Origin of the sequence: Candidatus Phyllobacterium onerii (assembly GCF_028331445.1) — a bacterium.
Taxonomy (GTDB): domain Bacteria; phylum Pseudomonadota; class Alphaproteobacteria; order Rhizobiales; family Rhizobiaceae; genus Phyllobacterium; species Phyllobacterium onerii.
In genome coordinates this window covers 692,066-716,341 of record NZ_JAQMHX010000001.1, presented here as the reverse complement: position 1 = coordinate 716,341, position 24,276 = coordinate 692,066, and the positions used below count along the sequence as shown (strand labels likewise).

Sequence of the window (24,276 nt, the reverse complement as noted above, 5' to 3'; positions counted from 1 at the left end):
ATGCAGGATCAGTAGGCAAGGCAGATGACCAAGAAAGTCTCGGCAAACGGACTTAAATTCGTCGACGTGTTCGCCGGATGTGGAGGACTTAGCCTGGGCCTAAAGCGAGCTGGGTGGGAATGCCTGATGGCGATCGAAAAGGACCAACATGCATTCCAGACATACCGCACGAACTTGTTGGAGGGTGCCGGGCCGAGCGCGATCGCAAGCTGGCCGAAAGGCGTAGCGATCAAACCCTGGGAAATCGCGTCGTTCAGGCAGGAATGCGCGAGCTTCCTGGACAACGCGCGAGGGAGAGTAGATCTGCTGGCTGGTGGGCCACCATGCCAAGGTTTTTCTCACGCGGGGAGGCGGCAAGTGAACGATCCGAGAAATAGCCTGTTCCTTGACTATCTCTCGTTGGTGTCGGATTTGATGCCGAAGGCTGTCCTTATAGAGAACGTAAAGGGATTCACTGCCGACTTTGGGGGCGGTCTCCCCGGGGCTGGGCGCAACTTTGCGTCCGAACTCAGGGAACGTCTCGACGTCGACTACATCATCGCGGACACGATACTGATGGCTAGCGATTTTGGCGTACCACAGGCGCGACCTCGTTTCTTCCTAATCGGCGTTCGTCGCGATCTCGAAGCGTCCGGTCAAGTTTCCACGTTCTTCGACCAACTCCGTGCCGGTTCGCCTGCCTTCCTCGCAAAACGGGGGCTCATGCCAGGAACCACCGCACGCGACGCCTTGTCCGATCTGGAAGTCGCGGTCGCTGGCAAGGTTCCATGCCCGGAGACCAGCGGGTACTTGGCTATCGCACATAGGGGTCCAAGGACCCCATACCAGCGAGCGATGAACGAGGAGCACGCAGAGACGCTTTCCGACACGAGGTTGGCAAAGCATGCTCCCGAAATCGTGGCACGTTTTGCGGACATTATTCGCAACTGCGCCGAAGATGGACGATTGAACCGCGCCATTTCGAAAGAACTCCGAGAACGGCACGGGCTGCGGAAAATGGCCTTGAGGGTCCTGGATCCGCTTTCGCCGGCGCCTACCATCACGAGCATGCCCGATGACTTGTTGCACTACCAGGAACCAAGGACTCTTACTGTCCGAGAGAACGCGAGACTGCAATCATTCCCCGATTGGTTCCAGTTCAAGGGAAAATTCACGACGGGTGGCCTTGCGCGGCGCCGGGAAATACCGCGCTACACACAAGTTGCCAATGCTGTTCCGCCTCTATTGGCCGAACAGATCGGGGCAAACCTTTCTGGTTTGCTCGGTGGCGGCTAGCGAGCCCGCTTCGCCACCGCAGCCGCTATGGCATTCAACGCATTCCGTTGCCTGGTAAGTTGGCTGCGAAAATCGACCATCCAGGCCTCGTCAATCTCCTCGTCCATCCGCCCAGGTCGGATCGCCTGCAGCGAGGCCGTCATCCCATCGTCGAGGACCGCCCGCGCGTGTGCCAGCATGTTGCGCCTTGCAATAACATCGGTGTCGTATGCAGCGAAGACCAGACATAGCTCGTTCGCTTTGCCCAGCACCATCTCCGCAAGCTTGCACACTGCCTGCCACTTGTAAGTCGACCCGAAAATTGCGTTGTCCAGGACAATGTCGCCAGGCTTTGCATTCTTCAGTCGCTTTTCAAGCTTGGCGACGTTTTCCTTCTCGTTTTGGATCAAGCTTGCGAGGCGATCGCGCCCCTTCGCCACGAAGGCGTCGTTTCCAGAGCTATAGGCCCCAGCTAGGATCTCCTCCATCAAGAGATCCATTTCAGCTACCTCGGCGATGGCTATCCCACGCATGTGGTTGAGATCGACGGCTTTTCCTATGATGGTCTCGGCAACACCCCAGAGAACCTCGTCGAAGTCGTTCCCGCGAGACGCGAGAAAGACCCCTTCGACATGGCTTTCCGCCATTCTTTTTGCCAACTCTTTCTTTTGGCTAGTCGAGTAGAAAATGATATCAGTGTACTTTAATCGGCTTCGCACGGTCTGTGCCGCCAGTGCCCCATCGATACTCTCCTCGCCGAGCTTATAATCAACGATCGCGAGATCAATGTTTCGCCCTTCCGCACGGCAATACGCATCGATCCCTTTTACGGAGATATCCTCGGCGATTTCGACCTGGAGACGAAATCCTTTGTCTTCCAAAGACATTCTCAGCATCTCGATCGCGTCAGCAATCCCGTCTGGCTGGTCGTCGATCACCAGCAGTCGAAAATCCAACCTCATGCGGGCAACCTAATCCGAATATGGGCACCGGGGTGTTCGTCATCATATGGCTCAGGCATCGCCTCGATTGTTCCTCCCATGGTCCCCACGACCTGCTTCACATGATAGAGTCCAAGGCCTGACCCCGTCTTTCCGGTCGTGACGCCCATCTCGAAGATGGAGTTGAGGGGTTTCAGGTTCTTTGCCCAACCGGCCCCATCGTCAGCCGCGTCGATCACAAGCTGTTGTTTTCCTTCACGCTTTTCAATTGACAGAGCAAGGAGGAGCTTTGACGCACCTGCCTTTCCAGCATTAGAGACCAAATTGTCGATGATTATGCCAACTTCGATCGGCTTGAACTTCCGCTCGAAGCCCTTCCCCTGCCACTCGACGCTAGCCGTCGTTCCAGTAGGCGCCCAAGCATTTCCAATCGCGTCCGTGTAGTCGTGGATGAACTGCGCCAGATCATCAGTGCGCGAGATCGCTTGCTCCTTGTACCCCCCACGGCTTGCAAATCGCGCGGCCGTTAAGATCTGGCTGTTGCGGAAGGAAACCTTGTCGAGGAAGCTCGCAATCTCTTCCTTAGGTACCTGATCCGCTCGCCGCAACTTTTCAGACATTAGCTTGATGCTGTGCTGGATAGCAGCTGCATGCATGCCAATTTGATGGTGCAGGTTGAGGATCGTATCCTTGTCCAACGAAGCCGCTGCAATCAGAAAGCTGTTTCGACCACGTTCGCTTTCCAGCATCTCTGTTGCAACGACCAGCTCCGACCTAACCGTCGCTGCATCTTGTTCAGCTTTGAGAGCCCTCGCTTCCGAGCGCTGCTCGGCGTCCCGGGCCTCGGCCTCAGCGGCCTGAAGCGCTTCAATGCGCGCACGCGTTTGATCCACACTCGCAAGAAGATCTTTGCTACCGGTCTTTTCGGCGAGAAGTTCCAGAGCGCGAAACGAATCGAGAAACGAGTCCGACCGTTCGTCGACAATACGAACCAAGTCTGGATTGAAGGCGACAACCTCGACGCCGTCGGTTGCAGCTAGCCGAGATACCAGCTGGGCGATCTTCGCGCTGCTGCTGTCGAGGCGCATTCGCGAGGTCGTTGCATCATCCTTGTCAAAGTCATCCTTCCAAGATATATCAACCACATAGCGCTCTAGGCGCTTTATGCATTTATCCACCAACGCGGTTATCAACTCGTCGACGTGCTTCGACCGGATGAAGCCACCGGCCCGGCTGGTCGCTTCATCGAAACCTGGGACGCCTAGTACGTCCACCTTCCCGACGACCTCGCGAGTTCCGAGAAACCGACGTTGTCCCTGTTGCTTGCGCTTGTTCAGCCCGAAGAAATCATCATCCTCGTTTCCAATGGGAACGACCCTAAACCCGTTGCGAAAGGCAAATATGGATCCGAAGTCGATCGACCGCACGCCCATCCTTCGAGCGAAGGTGGTCTTGGCACTCCGGTTGAGGAAGTACACGTCCGACGAAAAGCCAGCATCCTTCAAGCGCTTGTAGGGATTGACCTCCCTGATCCGGTAGACTAGGTCGCCCCGATCCTCGAGCTCGGTTTCAAGTCTCCTCCCGTTTTCAATAGACTTGACGCGAATGACTGTCGTCCGCTTTGCAAGAGCACTTAAGATCGAGTTCTCGATCAATCCATTAACGAGAAATCCTGCTGGATCGTCTGGTTCCCGCGCGTCGTTGAGCTTCTTTATCCTGTCGTCTTCGACCGCCTCCACCTTCGCGACGATCTCGATCTTGAAGTTGTCGGCCTTGGTCGAGAACGGATTAATCAATTTGCTCAATGCCCGACGCAGCTCGAGCAGTTTACTGCGATCCCACACGGATCGAAGCATGCCGATCACCAGACTGGTCCCCACGCCCTTCGGGGAATGATGCGAAACGGGGGGAAACAAGCTTACCTCGCCCAGCTTCACACCTACCTTGGCAAACTCTTGCTTTGGATCCTTCTCGTATTTCCGCCAATCCACTTCAAGCATCTGGACCTGGTTCCCCCTCGCCCTGCTATAAAGCAAGAGCGTTTGGCCAAGGCAATCACAGGAAAATCGACCGACCCCCTTCGCCCCGGCGTACACCCTGCGTCCCTCGCCAATGCGATCGCGATAGTCGGCATCCTCGGTGCCATCACGCTTGGCGGAGTAGGCCACGAACAGCCACTTGTTGAGAATGTCCTCCCGGCGCATTCCCTTGCCATCGTCTGAAATCACGATGGAGTCTTCCTCGAAGACGAGGGTGACCTTTTTTGCCCGCGCATCAAATGCATTTTTCACAAGCTCGAAGACGGCAACGAAATCGTCGGTGATCAGGTCGCGCCCAATCAAGTCCTTAAGTCCGGTGCTTATGCGGAAATGCTCAAAAGGCGTATCTTTGGCTTTTTTCGAAGTATTTTTTCGGATAGTCGCCGCATCAGCCATTGTTTACCCTGTCATCAAGGGGGAATTAGCGGTGCCGCGATGCCCCATTTGCTCGAGCTGCAAGTGACTTGCTGCCGAATTCAGCCCCGTTGACAATGGCTCAAGGACGAACAATCAGCAAGCAGTTGCAACCGAAGCGTGCACAGACTTCTTGCGTCGGGCAGTAGGCATTTGCGAGGAAAAGGCCCTGAAGTCGAGGCTTACTGCGATATCGCCTGCCAAGTATTGATGGCGGCCCGGATCGTGCCGAAATGGAAGCCAAACCCGGAGGAGAATATTCTTGCCCGCATGCCTGATCAGCGTCGGTTTCCGCGGGCGGCCGCCGAATCGATCCGTTCATTTCTCATGCTTCGCCTTGACCTGCATCTTGGATTACGGCAGGAAAATCTGCGCCAGTTGCTCGTCTGCCCGCGCGGGCATTTACCGACATCGGAGCGGCGCCTCACCGCGGCGAAATTCGCCGGAACGACCGCGACCGAGGATGGGAAGTCCTGATCCCCGCCAAAGCTTTCAAGAATGCCCATTCTTCGTTCTTTGGTTCGAAGCCTTTCCGGTTGGTCTTGCCCAACCTCCACGAGCTTAACCAGAAGCCACCGCCGCTAAGAGCAAGGCTCGATCTAGCTGAAGGTTTGGAATGCGGATCGGATGCGCGGCTCACGGTTCGAGGACTAGAATATTGCCAGATTTGGTTCAACGAGCTCATGTCACTCGCTTTCAAGAGGCGAAACATGACATAAATTCCGAACACGGCCGACGTGTACTTACCAGGGGCGAACCAGGCTTCTTCCGGATGTCCGTCGAACAGGCAAGATTAGTTTCCGATCGGTATCAGAACGCTTACGCGGATTTCCTGGCGATCTAAGTCGCACCTGCAAGAATCTCACCAGGCATGTCGACAAAAAGATCCTTAGCAGCACTCATCGCAGCAACCTCAGCCCGGCATTTCGGCGCCACTCACTTCGGACCACGAGACTTCGTTCGCCAACTTCCAAAAGGTTGCAATCTTAGTTCCGGAATAAGCCCCATCCGCGCCTAGACCGATACCACGTTGACTCCTCCCAAGCGTCCTTAATCGCCACAACCGCCTTGTCATTTTCATTGAGGATAGTGCGAGCCCATAGTTCGTTGTAGGGGGAATTACGCCCGAAAATATGCGCCAAAGCAATTTGGCCAGCGATTGGAATTACTTGCGCTGCATCACGTCCACGTTTTAAGTTCCGCCAGCCGTAACGATGGTTCCACCGGCTCATCCAATTCCAGCCGTAGTGATCTCGTGGCTTCAGATCAACAATGGTATTGGAGGTGGTATTCAGCCAAACCTTCACATTTTTCCAGTCTTCTAGCCAAGCTATGTACGTACTCCAGTTGCGGATAAAAGCCTCATGACTAACTTGGTATAATCGGGTGCTACCTGATTCACCTGCCGCCAGCACCTCAAGAAATCCCGCCCTCACAAACTCGTCCAAAGCTACTCGGAGCCGAAACTCTATTTCATGAGCCGTTCCTTTCGTCTTCTCGTCTGTCGACTGGCGCCAGCCGAGACGGTCTGCGGCTCCGGACGACTTAAGCATATCTTCGAGAGAGCTGAACCTACGGACTACCCTACCTATACTGTCCAATTCCGCGAGGCTACCGAAGGCAATCTTCAGGATTCCATCGACCTCGGCTTTCAACTCATCGGATGGAATGTTGGACGATGGCCCTTGCGCTGCCACAAACTGGATTCTCGCCTTCGTCAGTACACTATCCGCCGTCGAATTTAGGTACTTCTGCAGAAGGCTCCGTCGTTCCAGGTCTGGCGTCTCCTTCCCGCCGGTAACCAAATTCAAGTGCCGCGTGTCGATTTCGAAGAAGGCCCCGGCGTCGTGCTCGCGACGGCTGATCCAGTCATCGACTGCGTCTCTCCAGACCAGCGGGAGCAGATGCTGAAGTAATGGCAGGCAGTCCGCCTTATGCGCAGCTGCGTGGCTAGACTCACCATAGGCGTTGACAAGGAATCTCAAGGCGTCGTTCGTGTACGGGCAGTTGGCCGATGACTGGTCGAGAGGCATTTCCCAAGATCTAGCGAGCCGATACGCCGGGTCGACGATTACTAGATTGATATCGTGGTCGATTGGGCCAAGCAAATACATGGAGCTGTTAAGAACATCGGCCATTCCGAGATATTCGGAGAAGCGGTGAAGTTCTTCGGCTCTAACTGTGCAGACGACGAAGAGTCGCCCAGGACAAGAGCTGTGAATGTCACGCAAAAGCTGAATCAGCGCCGCGCGAGCTTTGGTGTCGCATGAGTCCCGGAACAACTCCTCCAATTGATCGATGTATAGCAGCAGCAAGGGCTGACCGCTTGGTAAGCCCGGACTCGCGGCAGCGTCGAAAGCAGCGAGGACCTCGTGCGCAAAGCTGAATAGGGCCGTCGTCACGCCGTTAGCTGGAGAAATAACGTGTTCTAACCACTGCCTCACGATCTCGCCGGCACCGATAGCATTCGCACTATCGGACCAGTCAACACCTAGATTGCGAGCCACGGCCCGTATCCGATCTCCACGTTGCCGCGCAGATGCAGCTTTTTTTTCGGGAGACCTCTCACGGAAATCGCCCCCCGTTTCTGACCACCCGGGGGCCGTTTCGGGAAAAGAAAGGTCAACGAAGCGCTGAAGCAACAGCCTTAGCGCGGCTTGTAGCTCATTGATTGGGTTGTTTCCGGGCCGCATTTCAGCAACGTACCATGCGCCCCACTCGCCATCGATCGCGATGCTGTCCAGCTCTCCGACGAGCCCAGTTCGGGTGAGGGAGGACTTGCCGCTACCCGAAGCACCAACGACCACAGTGAGCCGTCTTGATCTGTCAAACCCGCTGCTGTTCTGCTCCGAAAAAATCCTCTTAAGATCCTGCTTTTCTCCATCGCGGCCGCAGAAAAACCGTTGCAAATCGGGACTGAAGCTCCGTAAGCCGGGATAAGGCACTGTGACGAGTACGCCCGCCGGTGCTGGGGAAAAATACGTCTCACCGCTCCGCCAACGCCGCACAAACACATGCGCCTGCAATTCCTTATTTTCGTTCGAACCGGCAGCGTTTGCGACCATCTCTACGGCTCCGTTACTCCATAAACTGTTGCCTGATACGCTCGAGATGTCTGACATCCTCGTCGTCGAGCTCCCAGTTGGTCGGGCCCACTTCTGCTTTTAGCAAATTCCATCGACGTACCGATAACCCCTCATCGAAACGTAGGCCATCAAACCGATCGCAGTTCTTGAACAGCACGGCGATTCGCATGATCTTCGGCTCTTGAGCGAAGTACCGTCGCACAGATTGGTCGATTTTGCTGTCCCATGCCTCGAAGTGACTGATCACACTACTCTTATCCCCTGGCCGGGTTCTCAAATCGTGAGCAGCAATGATGTTCAACCTGGAATGATCGAATAACCGGATCCTTTCGTCTAAGGCTTCTAATGACACCGCCACCACTTCACCACGTTGGTCGGCAACTACCTGAAGCGCGTTTACGAGTGAGCCTCGCATGGCAGTCCCGTCAGGCATATCCTCGAACAAAACAGTGGCGCCAGCGTGTCGCATCTGCGGATCGTCGACTACGCTGACTGGCTCCGGGGGTGGCGCCACCGACTCTGCGGGCGTGCCCTTCACGTTAATCCGCGCTGCCTTCAAAAACTCAAAATCCTCGGCATAGTCAGCGAAGTAGTTTCCCAAATTGCTTCTTATCATGTTTCGGCCGTGTTCGTTCCGGCCGAGCTCCCTGATCGACGACATCAACGGATCGCGGTTCCCTGACAGAGCCTGAACGCAGGCGAGGTTGTACAAAGCGTCTATACGAACGGTCTCGTCCTTCGCGATGCGCAACGCCGCGCGGGCATATTCCTCAGCTTCGCTGAGTCGTCCAAGCCGTTTCAGCATGGCAGATATGTAGGACTGAAGTTTAGCTCGCTCATTGTTGTCCACCGTCGCTTCGGCTAGTTCGAGCGCCATCATATAAGCTTCTAGTGCTTGTTGATTGCGGCGTGCATTCGCATGGTCCACGCCCTCATTCCAAAACTCTCGCCATGACTTGCGTACTACCGAGACCGGATAAGGTCCCGTCTTTTGGCTGGCCGCTCGAACAAGCTCCTCAAGAACATCGTCCCGGTTGGTGCAACCAAATGCCCCCGCAGCTAGAGCTTCATCTCTCCGGACAGCAGAGGAAGCGAACTCCCCCGCAAAGATGATTACAGGAAGAATATGCGTATTCACCCGCTTGAGCAGATCAAAGCCAGCTCGCGACACCTCTCTCCCGTCTTCCCGACGGCCCATGTCGCTGATCACGAGATCGAATTGATCGGTGCCAAGCAGTTCCACAGCCTTCGCGGTTGTTGGGCAGTCGCTCACTTCCGCACCCAGAGACCGGAAATGTTCGCGCTGAAAAACGTTGTTACTGGGACGATCGTCGACCCACAGAATAGTAACACCCAGCAGTGGGTGAGTTGTGGCACGCCCGGCGAGCGCCGATTGGACAGCCGGGTAAAACCGACGTTCGCCGCCCGCGTCGATGTCACTGATGCGAGCCAACAGCAAGCCATCCCAAATATCGGAATTCATCAAGCTGGGCGTGAGAGGCTGGCGAGAAGTGGCGATACGCGCCAGACGACCTTCGCTGCGCCGCGATTGAGTGCGTAGAAAAGCGTTGAGCATGGCGAGGGCATTTTGAGGGCGGCCAGGTTTCGTGCGCAACGAGGTAACAAAGCGGGCAAAGGCTTGCAGCCCGTCCGGCAGCCGGTAGCGCCCGTTTTCATCGGGGGTAAAACTCTCTGTTGTCGCATGGCGTCCTGCTGTTCTGGCTAGGTGGTTCGATACGGCATCGAAAATATCAGCGGAAAGTGCCTTGAGCTCACTTTCGTGCAAAGAGCGCTGCAGGATCGGGACTGCCAGGCGGTCGATTTCATAAATGGTCGTCTGATGCTCAGAAACCCTAATCGCTGGCCGATATGCCCTGATCAACCCTGACAGGAGAAGCTGGGCTATCGGATAATGATCCACCCGTCCAAACGTTGCTTCCAACACCAAGCGCGCAACAGGGATGGTAAATGGGCCGACGCTCAGAATGACCGCGAGACGGAAGGCTTGCGGAGTTGCCTTCAGGGCGTTCACCCGGCTGGCTAAATCAGACGCGCGTTCGATCGTCGTCGGTGGATCAGGCTCAGAAACAATACTGGTATCAAGGAGGTAGACCGGGTTCGGACTGCTGCGCCCCATTTGCATGGCAGCCCAATTTCGAACAGCGCTGGCCTCCAGCGGTAACACTGGCAGAGCAAGGGTTCGACTGGATACGTCAACATCAGCCCACCAGTATGCCGACACGTCAAGGGTCGCCTCATTCTCGACTGGTCGATGTGTCCAGCACACGCCGTGTGGTGCACCGAGGGCCGTGCGTATCCACATGTTCTTGCTAAGTAAGTGAAGCAGCGAAACGCCAGAATCGGCAGCCCACGCTTTGAGTAGGCGTGGATAGACTCCGCTGCGCCAGTGCGGCGAACTGCCGTGGCTGGCAAACAGTATGAGACGGCGAGTACCGCCGGAAAAAACCCCAGCGGGCATCTGACCGCCGGCCGGAGATTCCAGAAAACTGGAGCGGAAATGCCCGGATTTCGTGGCCTTCCCGAGACGGAGTCGCCATAGGCGAACCCGTCGAAAGCCGCCCGTATCAGCCAACACCTTTGAAAAATCGTGCAAGGATTCGCGCCAAAGCTCGATAGCGGAGTCATCTTCGAGAACCAGCTCGAGCTCAAACCAGCACTCGCGTTGGGGACGAAAGACGGGATAATATGTTTGGCTACCCAAACTCCGCCATTCGGCGGTTTGTTGGGCTGTATCTTCCTCATCGATCTCGAGAACCCGGCCGGACGGCCATCGCCGGCACAGCGGGCGCAACGCGCGCATCAATTTCAGGCGGTCGGGAAGCGCGCGGGCGGCCGGTATGGCAATTGGCGAGACCCGCCGACCCGTGGTCCCCAAATTGGGAATAAAAATTGGCCGAAATTCATCAAGCGCTAGTCCTGTCGGTTGCTCCCATTCCTGCTCCGGCGGAACTGGTTTTGTCTCTTTGAATTCCGGATGTGTTGGCTGTTGTGGCGACAACTGGCGTTTAGCTGTCTTTCTTCGATTCCGCGGCTTTTTCCCGACCAGCTGTGTCAGCCAGAGCGCGTCCATCAGGTTGTCCGGCTGGACGTCGAAACCGGTTTCGTTCAGGACGGAGATCAGCAGTTTCAGTGTCATATGTAAGTCTCGCCCAGGTGACTCAGCAGCGTGGTCTTCAATTTCTCGAGATCACCCTGCGTATAACTCAGGCTAGCATCCTCGCGCAGAGCGATGGTCATAAAAATTGTGTTCAGCAGCTGATCAGTCGACACATCGCCTTCCTCGCGCTTATGCAGGAAATAGCTAATTATATCGGTGACGTCCTTGCGCTGCGTTGCGTTAAAATATTTTTGGAATTGTGCGTTGACGATCTCTTCGAGCTGTCCTTGGTCAGGTTGTGCTATCGTCACCCGGACACAGCGCCGCAGGAAGGCGGCGGGAAATTCGCGTTCGGAGTTGGACGTCATTACAACGAAAGGAAAGTGTCCGCCGCCAAGCCGACCGTCGCGAACAGTTAGCTGTTGCCCCAATGCGTCTCGCACAGTAACTTCCCGTTCGGCAAGTCGCCTCAACTCAGCAACCTCGTACTCACCCTCCTCTATGACATTCAACAGGTCGTTAGCGAAGTCCAGGTCGGATTTGTCAATCTCATCAACCAGCAGCGCCCGTGGTCTGCGTACGGCCATTAGGGCGGTGCCCAGCGGTCCGAGTACCACGTAATTTTCCACACTACCACCCGCGTGAAGGCGGCCCACGGCGTCATACTCGTAGATCCCGGAGCGGACGGTCGAACGCGAATTGATCGGCCATCGAAGGATCGGGCCGAGTTGCAATTCCTGCGCCACTTTGGTGATCAAGGTCGATTTTCCGGTGCCCGGCTTTCCCGTAAGCAGAAGCGGCCGGCGCAAGTAAAGCGCGGCGTTCACCGCTTGGATCATTGCCTCAGAAGGACGAAAGGCCTCCGCGCGGGGATCCTGGTAAAGATCTTCCTTGATGGCCTGACCGATTGGTGCGGCAGGTCGGTTAAAACGCCAAGGCGGCGGCGCCGGCAGGTTGCGGAGCTCGTCGTGTATCTTACCGTCGCCGCGAAATATCTTCCAATCCTTCATCGGTAGGTCCTTTCATGGACTTGATAGGGAAGTCGAAATCCTCGTCGTCCCACAAAGCGGTCATGTGCCCGGCCGTCCGACTCCCCGAAAGCCGCCAAAAATGCAGTTGATCCGGAAAGCGTTCCATTCCACCGGTTGTTAGCAGGTCTCGTATATCGTCGCCCATTTTCCCAAGCTCGCCATCGAATGGCTTGTGAAACCAACAGATATAGGGGGCTCCACGCTTCAAAAGATTAAGTATGTTCAGTTTGGCCGGATTGCGCGAGTCGGTGGGACAGAGTGTGAAGGCGGCGTAGTATACGCCTTCCTCAAGCGGCAGCGGCGCCGGGCTGGCTTGAACTGGTAGCACTGTCATAGCGTGTCGCCGTGGACGAAGCATCGCGTGCGTTTGTTTTGACCGCTCCGCTAATCCTCCGAACTGCCAGGCGCGATCACGGTAGTGTATTAGGCAGATCATTTCATTGCCGATCTGGCAGCCATTCGATAGTTCAATTTGATGGAAGGGAAAATCGAATAGCACAGGATTAACCACAAAGTGGACCTCGAATTCAATGTTCGGCTGGCGTCCGCTCAATGATCCAATGAATGCGCCAACCTTTTCGCCAAATTTTGTCCAGTCGGGCGTTTTGCAGCTAAACGGCTTCTCACACTCGACCAAGCTGTAGTCACGGTAACAGACCATACCGGTAAAGCCGTCCAGGGCCTCGCCCTGCTCCTCGACATCAATCAGAATAACTCGCCGTGAGGATTCGTGATTTATCTGTTTGCTAATATCCTTGCGGACACTGCCGTGGCTATATTCTTCCAGCCACGCCTTTACCGGCTGGAGACGGAGCTCTCGGTCGATTCGCATCATGAATTCGACCAGGGCATAGGACGCTTGATCCGGCGCGTCACCGCCGAAACCGGCCAGCAAATCGATCATGCTCCTTAACGAAAGTTGAGCGGTCGGCTGCGGCGCCGAAATGTGCTTGAACGTCCTCAATAACAGAGGGTAGTAATAGTCCGAGCCACGATCCACACCCGCAAGCAGTTTATAAGCCATGGTAGAAAAAACGTTGCTCGCATCGCGAAAACCAATTTCGCCTTGCCTGCCATCGGCGAGATACCTGACACAATACGGCTGGTCCTCCGCACGTTCGAAACGAACGTTCATTTCGTCGACGAAGTGCTGGTGATGGAGTGGCAGGTCCTTATCCTTTAAAACCTCCAGCAGGCTGTGAGTGAAGACGCCCATGCCGCCTGCCATAATCGCCGGCTTGCCAGGACGGGTGGCGAAATAGGCTAATTGACGGGTGGTCGTTTGGTTGTCTGGGCCGCCATCGTTACTAGCAATCGATAACTCAGTGAAATTGCCGCAGACATCGGCAAGTATTATCTGGTCACTAAAGGCAGCATATTTTTTCGCACGCAGGTGCTTAAGAAAGTTGTCGGCGTGAAAGACGCTGGTTGTGAGGTCTTCGCTGTAATCCGAATAGAAAAAGACGCGTTCGCCTTGCTGACCGACGACGCCATGTCCAGACCAGTATACGAAGAGCGTCGTGTTTGGCTCCACGTCCAACGCCATTTTGGACCGCCAGTAAGTATTAATGGCGTCGAAGCTTCCTGTGTCTTCGAACACGAAATCGTCGGCTCGAAAGGCGTCCGCGGCCGCCTCGGAGTGGGGGTCCAACGCGAGGAAGATTTTCATTTGATCCGCCTTGACCCCTTGGCTGCGGAGCCATCGAGCTATTGCCATGGCGTTTGCGCAGGGCCCTTCCAGGTCCCAGTCGCCAAGCGCGTAACGGCCAATGCCGACGATGAGGGCGTGCACGGTCATGCTTCGATCTGCGCCCTAATGGCGTTCCAGACATCCGGGTTGGTGAAATAGGCCCCGTGTGAATCCGGGAAGGGTAAGCCAGAACGCACCTCGCGGTCAGTGACCCGACCAGGGAAAAGCGGCGCAGCAACGAAGCTAAGAAAGTCGTCCCGATCATAGACGTTTAGCCAAGGGGGAAAGTTGCCGGGAATCGATGCCGGCGCCTTTATAGACCACAAAGCGTCGATCTCGTAGAAATAGGAGGACTGCGAACCGACGGTCACGAGGCATTTAATCTTCGAAACGGGGGTTTCGGCCAGCATGTCCACACAGGCAATTCCGCCGAGGCTGTGGGCCACTAGTGTCACTGGCCCGGGCGCCTCTTCGATCTTGTGGCGAATAAAATCCCGGATCTCGACGCCGCGCGACTGGTACAAAAGGATATCGCCTATCGGCAGGGAAATCATTTCATTGATGCGGTTGCGGTTGCGGCGGATTAGTGTTGTCGCAGCGCGTGAGAACAGGTTGATTAGGAATTGTCCCGGTCCTGCAATATTGCATTGCCAGTCTTCGTACAGGCGCTCCAGCATTCGCTTTCGCAGTTCACCGGCGGGACCACGGCGCCCCGCATCGGTGGCCATAACATGCATCCGGGCGATCATCGCTCGTGCAAGAGCCTTAGGTGCCTCGACAGGTTCGCCGGCTTCACCAGATCGCTGGAAAGCCAGCTTGGGGATCGGTGAGACCAATGCGATCTCCGCCCAGGCCTTGTCCCAATCGTCCCGCAAACCGCCGCGTTGTAACAGTTGCTGGAGTTCCGGACTGGGTTTGTATCCGGCGATGCGGTCCCATTGCACTTGCCAGGCCGACATCTTTCCCGGCGGTAGCGGCGCTCCGGCGAGAGAGACTCGTATCGTCAATTTGTCAAGTTCAAACAGAGGATCATCGAACAGCCATCGCCAGCGGGCCAGTTCGATCGCTTCCTTTTGGTCCGTTGTGGAATCGGGAAGCGACCGCCCCTCAAAGATCACGCCGAACGGATCACCCCAGGCGCAATCTAGCAGATCGGCCGTAATACCTGCCGCGACGCATTGCCGGCGGATCTGGTCGAAATTCGTCTTGTACCCTTTCAGGCGTACGCCCGTACCGTTCACGAAAACGATGCTTCCGGTCATTCTGTCCCCCCATCTTGGAACAATTTTTTGTCGTCAGTCCGATCCAAGACGCCATCTAGCGGGTTCAATATAAAGCTCATCCTGTAGCCACGGCCCCAGCGGATATTACCCTAGCTCGTCTGTGATCTGTAACGACGATTTTCGTGTTCTTTCTTTCGCATTCTCTTTCACTTGACACGTGATATAAAGGTTAGCTTGCTGATACGGGCACCCTTTATTTGGCAGGCTCCTGGACATTTGCGGTAACCGTGATCGATGGGGGGCGTTGATGGCTCTCCCCGAACTGTCGGTCAAGCTGAGTGTCCAAGCCCCTCTGGAATATCTGAAGTCAAACTCATGTCGCACGTTACAGCATTTACCGTCGCTGTGACACCGGTGCCCCTTATGCTGGCAATGCCAATAGACGCTAGCGCGGTAAGAAGTACGACAAGACCGGTGATTGCCAGGCAGGAAGCGCTACCGAATCCATCACACTCCATTTGCCGATGACATTGACGATTACTAGGAGGGCCAAGATAATGACCCCACACCATTCATGATTATCTTCGAAAAATTGACCATAATTCCTTTTGCCCCCTTGATATTACTAGTCTCAGCTAATCCAATCCTTATTTTCGCCACGTGCATCGACGAGAACACACGTCCGGTAAACACCAATCCCGCCCTTGAACATGCTGCGGGATTTCCGCTAAGCTCGAATGTTGGACATCCGTCGCAAGTGCCTTTTGGATCTCCGCCAACTGCCGCTTGCTCGGCAATATCCTCGTCGAAAGCGAATTCCCCGCCCCACGCGTCTGGTACGACGCCAGGAGCTCCGGCAAGCCTCTGGCGATAGCACGCAGTTTGCCCGCAGGTTTATGGGCCGCTTGCTTGTCGTGACAAATCCTTCTTCCCAATAGCGATTTCGAGCTGCTCCAACTCCGTACCGTTTTCGCATTGACTGCGAAGAAGCTCTGGGAAGGCCGTTCGGGTCGCGCTTGACAAGACCCAGCCAAGAGGGGCCTGGACCGGTGGTGGAACTCCTTCCGTGCACATCGCCAGATGAGCGAAGTACGGATCTTCGGGGCTCGCCTCGACGTGTGGTGACTGGTTAACGCTCTCGTTCTTAGATTTGTCGAGCGGGGCGTTGGTTTGCACCTGTGGGGACAGCGATGAGGTCGTCGATGGAGGCGCGGACGCAGGCGCGCTTCTTCGATTGCGAAACTCGGCACAGATCTGCACAGCGAGTTCGGCCGCGGCGCGGTTTCCGTGCGCCTCGCGCACGTTTTTTATGCCCTGGAATGGCGCAATAAATTCGTTGAGCCAGGCGTTCTGAACCTCCTCCTCATTGAGCGAAAGATAGTTTGGCGACTCATCGGGTTTATGCGAAGCGCCGGACGGCGCGCCTTCATGCTCGGCGATGCTCACCAAGCATTGTCGGTGGTCTTTGGCTTCTTTGATCCGTACTAGCTCATGGGCCTGTTCAAGGCCTGGATCGCTGCTGATCATCAGGATAACCAGCTTGACCCCAGGATGCTCGTCTCTCAATTCCGACCTCGCGGCGCGGGCGAGTTCGAGCGCAGTAAGAGCACCATAGTTCTCAAAATATCCCCCGTCGATCACCGAACCGCGTCTATCACCGAGATCGCCAGCCGGAGAGATGTATGTAAAGCGCGCGCTGTTGTGAGCGGCAGTGCTCGCTCGCACGTCCTTCCCCAGCACATGCAGCGCGTCGAGGCTATCGATGAACACATTGCGTTCAATCAGGACGTGGCCGGTGATAATGCGCTTGCCGGTTTCTTCATGTGTGGCATTGAGTAGAAGAACGGGACGCCACAGCGTTTTGCCTTCCGCTGCTGAATCTTTTTTGTAAGGAAACAAGCTCAGGAACGGTCGCGCCAGCAGGTCTCCGCTTGCATACTCGAAGCTTCTTTCGAGCGCCGTGCCGCGATCGACCTGACCAAAGTGCGGCAAAAAGCTCGACGGCGCATCGACAAACACTAGGTTCGCAAGAGCCGGCGCGAGGAAATCTGCGGTCAGAAACATCGTGGCGCGTGGACACGTCGGGTCCTTGACCCCTACCCTGCATGAACGCTTATCGCGCTCCGCCAGAGCCGCCTCAAAGGCGGTGGCGCCGACGCTGCCTCCGGAGACACCGCTGATGGCGAACAGATAGGGACGAACGCCTCCTTCTTCCTTAAACCCGTCCTCGTCCTCGAAATCGCCTGCGAGTTTTTCAAGGATCTCCGCCGTCCAATAGGCTGCTCGGATGCCACCTCCAGCCGTTGCGACGATCACCATCGGCACGGGCCCCTCCCCGTGCGTCCTGCCGTAGGCGGCCTTAGCCTGCTCGTACCAAGTACGGGCCGCGACGGCGACGGTCAGTCTGTCATCGGGCAATTCTGTAGCGATGCAATCTCCGTCACAGGTACGCACCCGGTGGAACGGATGCAGCCACGCATTGAGGACCCCAATGGCGATCAGAAAGACGGCCGCGTAGGCACCGACAACGCGAATACTGGCCCCTTGACCGAACACGCCCTTTTCAGTCAACCAAGTGACCGCAAACTCGACGGCGTTGACCAAGGCCAGGATCGCCCCCAGCGCAAAATAGGCGACCACCATCGATCCCAAGGTTCGTCCGACGGAGACGGCGTCAGTCCATGTCGCGCAGGCGAAAATTACTGCAATGAGAAACAGCCCAGCCGTAAAGAGAAGAATCTGCCGGTTCTCACGTTTGTCATTGGATGCCCTTTCTGCCTTGGAGAAACCGACCCCAATCGGCCGCCTGCGGTGCCAGCTGATAACATTCAGGAAGACGACCGCCGAGGAGCTGATCCAGAACGTTCCCCATGAAAATCCGGGTGGAAGCGATGTAATGAATTTGGCAATACCTGCGATGAAGCCCGGGATGCCGGCGAACATGAGAATCGCGACGCCTGCGCTGGTGATAAAGCTTAAGGTCGTTCTTTCGCGGGGCCTTCGCTGCGACACAACAAGTCGATCGAAGGACCAGGCCAGACCCGTCGCGGCTACTATGACCAGCGGCGCTGTCCACGCAACAAGCCACAATCTGCCTGAGGCTAACGCCGGTTCGCTTTGGGCCGCTAGAGAGAGATTGATCGCCGCGAAGAGATGCGCACAGACGCCAAGGAGACGCGGTGGCCAGAACATCCACCTGTCGTCGCCCAAAGGAGCGGGGATATCGCCGTGCATTACAGCAGCACGCAGGCCGAGGCGTGCCGTATGCCAGTTATTGGTCGCCCAATAGATTAGAGCCAAAAACAGAAAGAAGAGCCGCCACCCATTGTTCTCGGCCAAGAGGCCGACGCCGAGTTCACGCCCCTGGTCATTAGAGAACAGAAGATAAGCGGCTGCTAGGACAAGGACGAGGGGCCGCCACATGGCGGCGAGGGTCCACAGAAGGTCTGTCGCACCGGATATCAACCTGAGTAGCAGCGCACACAAACCGAAGGCGCCGGCCCAGACACCGATCTCCAGCGCCCATGCGGTCCAACTCGACCCATCCGGTTTCAAGACACGCCAAAACAGAACCGCGGCTACCAAGCCGAGGGCGAGCATAATCCACATTAAACCCCAGAAAAAGCTTGCTGCAGGGCGGCGCATCGGTGAGTTTTTCATGCCTCACCTTGCGCGCTCTGCGTTCGTGTTGTTTTGGAAGCGGCGTCGGGGACGATGAGTTTTATAGCCGACATTCTTACGCTACCAGAACGAAAGCGTGGGGCCGGTATTGTACCTATGGCACTATCAACCTTCACGAGCTGAGGATAGACACAAACATAAATTGCAACACTTTTCACCAAACCCGTCGCTGGAGCGCCCACCCTACCGGCTGCCATCCACTTTTGGATAAATAGTTGCTTGGTTTCCATGTTCGCCCCTGCCGAAATGGATATTACTTTTTCCCCGATCAAAATTATACGCTTCAGTTAAATCATTGCCAAGTATTCCAAAAGGGTTAGCAAATCGATCAAAACTAATATATCTTTGAAAGCGAAGATCGAAGTTGATGGGTTATTAGGGTTGGGGATCTTATTACATGGCGAACTTCCGGTTCGCAGTCGAGTTAACATCTATAGCATCTTTTTTTTCGCGTAGATGCCTCAACGCGCTCAGGCGCTTGCGATATTGTGTGTTTGAGCCAGTGGAGACGTAACCGTGGTTGAGTCCTTTGACGAATCGCTCAGCGGGCCGCAGAAGGCCGGTGTACGATAGTTCGTAAAGTTTATGGGCAACCAATAATGCCCGAAGCGGTGATATCTCGAGATCCGTCGCTCCAGCGTCCACGAATTGGTATGGGGTCTCCTATGAGAAAGTTACTCCTGTGAATACAGCAGCGAAGTTTCCGCTCATATGAATTGAGCATTCGATGAAAAGTACATCAACCTGCGGGATCAGACAGTTGGCCCGCAGAGAATGGCTTTGGGGTATCACGAGCGGTGACTAGTGACATACAAACAGCTGCTCAAGAGCAGCGTAAACAGGAGGGTAACCAAATGCGTTACCGGTATGGCCGATTGTACGCGATCTCAAGGCGCATAGGACTAGTTACAACAGTGCTCGCAGCTCAAGCTTGGCTTCCGGCTGAGGCAGCTAAACTGACTTTCGGCAATTATGAAGACTTTGCCAAGTCGAGTGTCCCGCAGGAAATTCTCTGGAAGGTTTTGGCCCGCAACGGGAAATCGAAAACATACACTCAAGTTTTCGCCCTAGACGGCGGCACCGTCGGCATCGCTAATTTCGCTCGGGGTGGCTTGGCTGCCCTCTATAGACTCATGGATACAAAAAAATATTTCGGGCGATCGAAGGAGGATATGGTTGCTAGCTACTCCAGTAAATGCAGACCGGGGAAGCACAGAGGAAACGATACTGGATGGGGTTGCTACTCCCAGAGATGGTGGCGCGAGGGCATGGTTCAATTTGTTAATAGCCCTGCGTCTCACAGCATCCAAAACCAGGCATGGCTCGACTTGATGAAGCCCACGATTGATCTGGCCTTGGAGCACGGCTGGACCGACAGTAGAAGTCTCGCGATCGCTACTGGAGTTGCGAACTCCGTGGGAAGTAACGGCTTCAAACAGCTTGCTACGAGATATGGTTGGCGACCTGAGCAGGTTCTATCAGGGTACATCGGAAATGACGCGCATCGAAAGAGGCGCCGGGATGCCATTGATGTCGCATTTCCTCAGTGAAGCGAGCCGTGACGGCCCGACATGATACCTTTTCAGCCCCAACAAGTTACGAGACCTAATACCGTCGCATTATCGGTCTTGTTGCGAAACCCTTTTGAGGAATGGTGTCCGAGCGTTCTCTTGTACTGGTACTCGACGAAGCGGACCATTCGTCCAGAGCGGCAATGCCTAGGTTGTCGCGCAATATTCCATGAATCCTGGTGTCGGGCCAGCAGCGAACCGCAACGTGCAGTTCACGTACCAAATGATCGACAAGGTCGCCATTGGATATTGTGCAACTTTCGAAGCACAGAACGGGAACATTAGGGGCGGCACGGGGCGCTCGAAGCTAGGACAGCTAATGGAGACAACGGTTCCTTTGAAAACACCGATGACAACTGATTGGCCCATTTTTGATTGGTGGCCAAAAGTCTACAATGGCAGCTAGTTCATAGACCCCTGCCCCAAGCGGTGGGCATAGCATCATCTTGGTCGACAACATCGGCGATCATGTTACTGGCTTCAATACCAATGCCATCCATCTGAAAGCTTAGCCGCTACAATGAAGGCACGTAAAATGGACCGCTTGGAGCGGGCTCGTCATCATGAGAAAGCATCGCCGCCGATTTGCGGGTCGGATGCGCCGCCAGGTTGCCGAACGCTTCGTAAAGTTGCTTCGGATGCTGTTCTCGATTCCCTGGTGCTTGTCCAGTTTATCCCTTACCGCCTTTGGTTTGAACGCCCTCCATGAATCGTGGTCCCCCAAGAGTCTGCCATGCTTGTAGTTTGGCACTTTCCAATCGGAACAGGTCAAATAGCCAACAGGTACCGCCGGTTTCACATTCTGCTGAAGTGTGAAGGGTCTCGAGGTCAATTGGAAGAAGTTTTTACCGTCTCTACAAGGAGGAGCACGTGATGGTGCGCACGCGTGGGGATCGTAAACGAGCGCTTGGCACACGTGCGCCGATGGCGATCCACCAAGGTCCTTTATCTCGGATTCATTAACCGACCCCCGCCGTTTTCGGGTGCTGTACGTTATCATGACTCCGCGAATGTCTGGCAACGATCGTCGATAATTCGATCTCGGCAACGCGCGTTGGCAGGGAGATGGACAGAATCGTCGAACGCCGTGGAATTCCTGCATGGTTGTCTCGGACAATGGCACTGAACTGACCTCGAATACCATCCTGAAATGCAGCAGGGACATCAGGTCGAATGCCACTATATCGCGCCGGGAAAACCGATGCAGAAGGGCTGTGTTGAAAGCTGCAACGGCAGACTTCCTGATGAGTGCCTCAACGACTATCACTTCACCAGCTATCGACACGCCCGCCAGATCATCGATCTGAACCGAGCCACACCAGCCTTGGCGGCATGACGCCCTATGAGTTCGAAACCCGGTCCATCCGTAGCGAATACCCGTCAGAAAGTCGTGCATTCATCCACCTCCATCTCCGGCACCGACCTGAAGATAACGGACGGATCCTTGCCGAAGCGAACCAGAATCTTATACGCCTCGCTCTGCGTAGGAGGCGGAAGTTTCTGAATTATGCCCCGCTGCAACCCCTGCTTGGTTAGAGGGGCATCAAGTTTCTCGATTTTTTCATAGTCGCTCCCCCAATAGCGCTGCCGAACCAAACTCTGGCATGCAAGACGAATCGCAGACTTCGCATCGTTCTGATTTTGGGTGATCGCATAAAGCTCCGAAATTGCTGAAGCAGCGATGCCAGCATATAGCTGTAAGTCGTAGTTCGAAACTCCAGGACTTTGCACGGCCTCGTCATAATCGTTGAGGTACAATGTCGCTGCCTGCCTCGCGGAAGCTTCGCTTTTGTTCAATCGCGCGTCCGTAAGTAATGCGAGACGATATTCGCCCGCCCAGTTGTCTGCGACAATGTCCTTGAACGCCGCTGAACTGTTCAAAATCGAGGAGGCACGTTCGAAGTAAACGATTGCTTTTTTTGCACGTAGACCATCATTGGAGGCCAACGCCGCTGCCAACATCGACCTGCCTGCTGCGGCGTTCATCCCAATTTCGTTCTTCGCGGCGCGTTCGGACCTTTCCAGCTGGTCTCCTAACGGCGCGTTGCTCCAATCGGCGGCCTGTACAAATGCTGCGACCTGATCGGCATATTCAATGAGATTGTCAGCCGGTTCATGAGAAGTCAAATCCAGGGCAGAATCCTCAATTGCGCGGATCAGATAGCCTTGCAACTGCTTGGTGACAAATTCTGCGATACCAATCGACGTAAGCATCATAGGCATAGCGCCCGATTGCTGACGACGTAGCCTCAGCTGGAACGTGGTCTGTCCTCGCTCTGTTTTCTTACCCCAAATTATTAGGTCTGGATTGTAGCTCGAAAAAAGACTTTCTGGAGAGGACGCGTCCTCGACGGAGCTCGTCACGCGAAGGCAGGTCCGGATAACGTGCAAACCGTACCGACGGTTGATTTCCTTCGCGAGACGACCGCTTATGTCCTCACCGTCGTTATCGAATCTTGCCACAAAGACGGTGAACCCGCCTTTCTGACCGGACGGCTCGAAATAATATCTTAAGGCGCACCAGCTTGGGGTTGCGCCCGGTGGAGCGGAGGCCACCATTATAGCTATGGCATAAACACTTGCCGCAACGGTAACTGCAAGGGGTTTGCGCCATGTCTTGTTTGGGCGGGTTTCGTAGTCCTGTACCGCGGCGGCCGGCAGTTCCCGATTCCAGTCGGCCGCGCAAACCTGATCTACGTAAGCGATGACCTTCCTAACAGTATCAGGATTGTTGTAAAGCGAATGGTGGAGACCAAACGCGCTCTCATTGAGCCGCGCGCACCAATATACGCTGTAAGCATCTGAACCGCCCGGTGTATCATATGCATCAACGGTCACATTCAATGAACGACATAGAAGTTCTCTTCCGAACAGCGACTTGCACATGGCTGCAACCAAAACAAAGGTCACGCATATAAAAAATCCAAAAGCGAGGTAGCGGGAGATCCGGGCCATAAAATGCCCCATGCCAACAAGCACCATTAAAATATATTCGCCAGGAATGGAGCAGAAAGTGCCGCGTGCTATGCATTCTTGGTACTGATGATACTGCGAGAACGAAAAGTCGACCACATAGTAAACGACTACTGCGGCAACTAGGCCCGCGGCGCTCGGCACAATTATCGTTATTGACCCTGCAACATGCGCCAAAAAACCCGCGATCTTCCCAAAGAACAATCCAAGGCTGGCTTCGTCGCGCCGACTCCGTAAGATCATTAGATTTGGCATAATTCGGTCGTCGTTTGGCTTCCCGCATCGGGTGCAATATAATAAATTGTTTGCTGCGGCGAGGGAAATGAAGAACACCAGTGAAGTCGGCAACAACAGAGTCAATAGAAACATCGCAGTATCAATTCCCAATGCGAGCCATCCTGCACATAGCAACAAACCGCCCGCCAGCAAGCCCTGATTGTTGATCTTCTTCGCTGAGTTCAGAGCTTTCGATCGAGGTGGGCCGATTGGCTGTTTCCTTAGAACCGCTTGATAGACTCGGCTAATGAGCGTGGCGGCACCGAAGACAACCGACAAAATCAAGATAGAACCGTACACGGTGGCTAGAGCGATGGTAGCGAAATCACTGGTCGCATGAACGGCCCATGCCATCGAGAGATAGATCGCGGAAACGGCCGCACCAATCGAAAGGCAGGCAGCGAAAAGCTTGTCGGTAATGCATGGAGCTCTTTCGCAAATAGAGAGAAATGGTGTGGCTAAGGTTATGATATGAACATGCAGCGTGTTCGCTGACATTGCTTGTCGTGCGTCGAGCGCAATGTTTCCGCCATGACTATGAGCAATGATGAAATGGCGCGCATTCGGGGCTGCTGCGACACTTTCGTCGAGCGCCTGGGCCAAACGCGCCGCGGCGCTCCGCCGTTCCTCTATAGAATTTGCTCCGGACCACAGAAATGCGCCGAAATCTGTCTCGGGAACCAGGCCTGACAGTCCGGAGCTTAGCGCCACTCGAAATCTGGATCCAGGCTCAAACCACCGAGAGGAAGTGGGATCGCCCGCGACTTCTCTTTGTGTGTTTCTGTCTGGGTCAAAGCCTCTGCCCCACGTCCCATGAACGAGAAAAATTTTCGCTCGCGCGGCGTTGATGGACAAGGCGTGCCTCCTAGAACCTTTTTTTCAACAGTGCGGCGCTGGTCGATTGCCCCGCCAGTCACAACCCCAGCGCCTCCGCTGCTCGGCGCAGTCTGATCGATTGGCTCGATTCCAGTTTCTGAAT

At 55.2% G+C, this 24,276-nt stretch carries 10 protein-coding genes and 2 pseudogenes; 3 read left to right on the top strand and 9 right to left on the bottom strand.

Annotated elements, in window-relative coordinates; translation table 11 throughout:
- Positions 1 to 24: 24 nt before the first annotated feature.
- The gene (locus tag PHA01_RS03405) at positions 25 to 1,275 is read left to right on the top strand and encodes a DNA cytosine methyltransferase (protein ID WP_271893346.1); all 1,251 of its coding nucleotides are present in this window, start codon (positions 25 to 27) and stop codon (positions 1,273 to 1,275) included.
- Here PHA01_RS03405 and PHA01_RS03400 read toward each other — a convergent pair.
- Entirely contained in the window at positions 1,272 to 2,216 is a 945-nt protein-coding gene (locus PHA01_RS03400; RefSeq protein ID WP_271893344.1) for a response regulator, read from the bottom strand. The genes PHA01_RS03405 and PHA01_RS03400 overlap by 4 nt on opposite strands.
- Positions 2,213 to 4,630: an ATP-binding protein gene (locus tag PHA01_RS03395; RefSeq protein ID WP_271893343.1), complete on the bottom strand. Its 2,418-nt coding sequence runs from the start codon at positions 4,628 to 4,630 to the stop codon at positions 2,213 to 2,215. Before PHA01_RS03395 ends, PHA01_RS03400 begins: the two co-directional genes overlap by 4 nt.
- A 270-nt stretch (positions 4,631 to 4,900) precedes the next feature.
- Here PHA01_RS03395 and PHA01_RS03390 point away from each other — a divergent pair.
- Positions 4,901 to 5,211 (top strand): annotated as a pseudogene (locus PHA01_RS03390) (hypothetical protein); the annotation flags it as partial.
- Positions 5,212 to 5,634: 423 nt separating this feature from the next.
- On the opposite strand, the gene PHA01_RS03385 reads toward PHA01_RS03390, so the two are convergent.
- The 6 genes from PHA01_RS03385 to PHA01_RS03360 all read right to left on the bottom strand — a co-directional run bounded on the left by PHA01_RS03385 (position 5,635) and on the right by PHA01_RS03360 (position 18,456).
- The gene (locus tag PHA01_RS03385) at positions 5,635 to 7,713 is read right to left on the bottom strand and encodes an nSTAND1 domain-containing NTPase (protein WP_271893342.1); all 2,079 of its coding nucleotides are present in this window, start codon (positions 7,711 to 7,713) and stop codon (positions 5,635 to 5,637) included.
- Between the two features lie 13 nt (positions 7,714 to 7,726).
- Complete coding sequence (locus PHA01_RS03380) at positions 7,727 to 10,891, bottom strand: SAV_2336 N-terminal domain-related protein (protein WP_271893341.1); 3,165 nt, start codon at positions 10,889 to 10,891, stop codon at positions 7,727 to 7,729.
- Positions 10,888 to 11,862 carry an AAA family ATPase gene (locus PHA01_RS03375; RefSeq protein WP_271893340.1) on the bottom strand — a complete coding sequence of 325 codons (975 nt, stop codon included), beginning with the start codon at positions 11,860 to 11,862 and terminating at the stop codon, positions 10,888 to 10,890. Before PHA01_RS03375 ends, PHA01_RS03380 begins: the two co-directional genes overlap by 4 nt.
- On the bottom strand, positions 11,828 to 13,681 hold the full coding sequence (locus tag PHA01_RS03370) for a caspase family protein (protein WP_271893339.1): 1,854 nt from the start codon (positions 13,679 to 13,681) through the stop codon (positions 11,828 to 11,830). Before PHA01_RS03370 ends, PHA01_RS03375 begins: the two co-directional genes overlap by 35 nt.
- A complete protein-coding gene (locus PHA01_RS03365; RefSeq protein WP_271893337.1) occupies positions 13,678 to 14,835 on the bottom strand; it encodes an alpha/beta hydrolase family protein in 1,158 nt (385 codons plus the stop codon). The genes PHA01_RS03370 and PHA01_RS03365 overlap by 4 nt, the downstream gene beginning before the upstream one ends.
- Positions 14,836 to 15,690: 855 nt before the next feature.
- Positions 15,691 to 18,456: a hypothetical protein gene (locus PHA01_RS03360; protein ID WP_271893335.1), complete on the bottom strand. Its 2,766-nt coding sequence runs from the start codon at positions 18,454 to 18,456 to the stop codon at positions 15,691 to 15,693.
- Between the two features lie 2,376 nt (positions 18,457 to 20,832).
- Here PHA01_RS03360 and PHA01_RS03355 point away from each other — a divergent pair.
- Positions 20,833 to 21,410, top strand: a pseudogene (locus PHA01_RS03355) (integrase core domain-containing protein); the annotation flags it as partial.
- 18 nt (positions 21,411 to 21,428) lie between these two features.
- Here PHA01_RS03355 and PHA01_RS03350 read toward each other — a convergent pair.
- Complete coding sequence (locus PHA01_RS03350; RefSeq protein WP_271893334.1) at positions 21,429 to 24,152, bottom strand: esterase/lipase family protein; 2,724 nt, start codon at positions 24,150 to 24,152, stop codon at positions 21,429 to 21,431.
- Between the last annotated feature and the right edge of the window lie 124 nt (positions 24,153 to 24,276).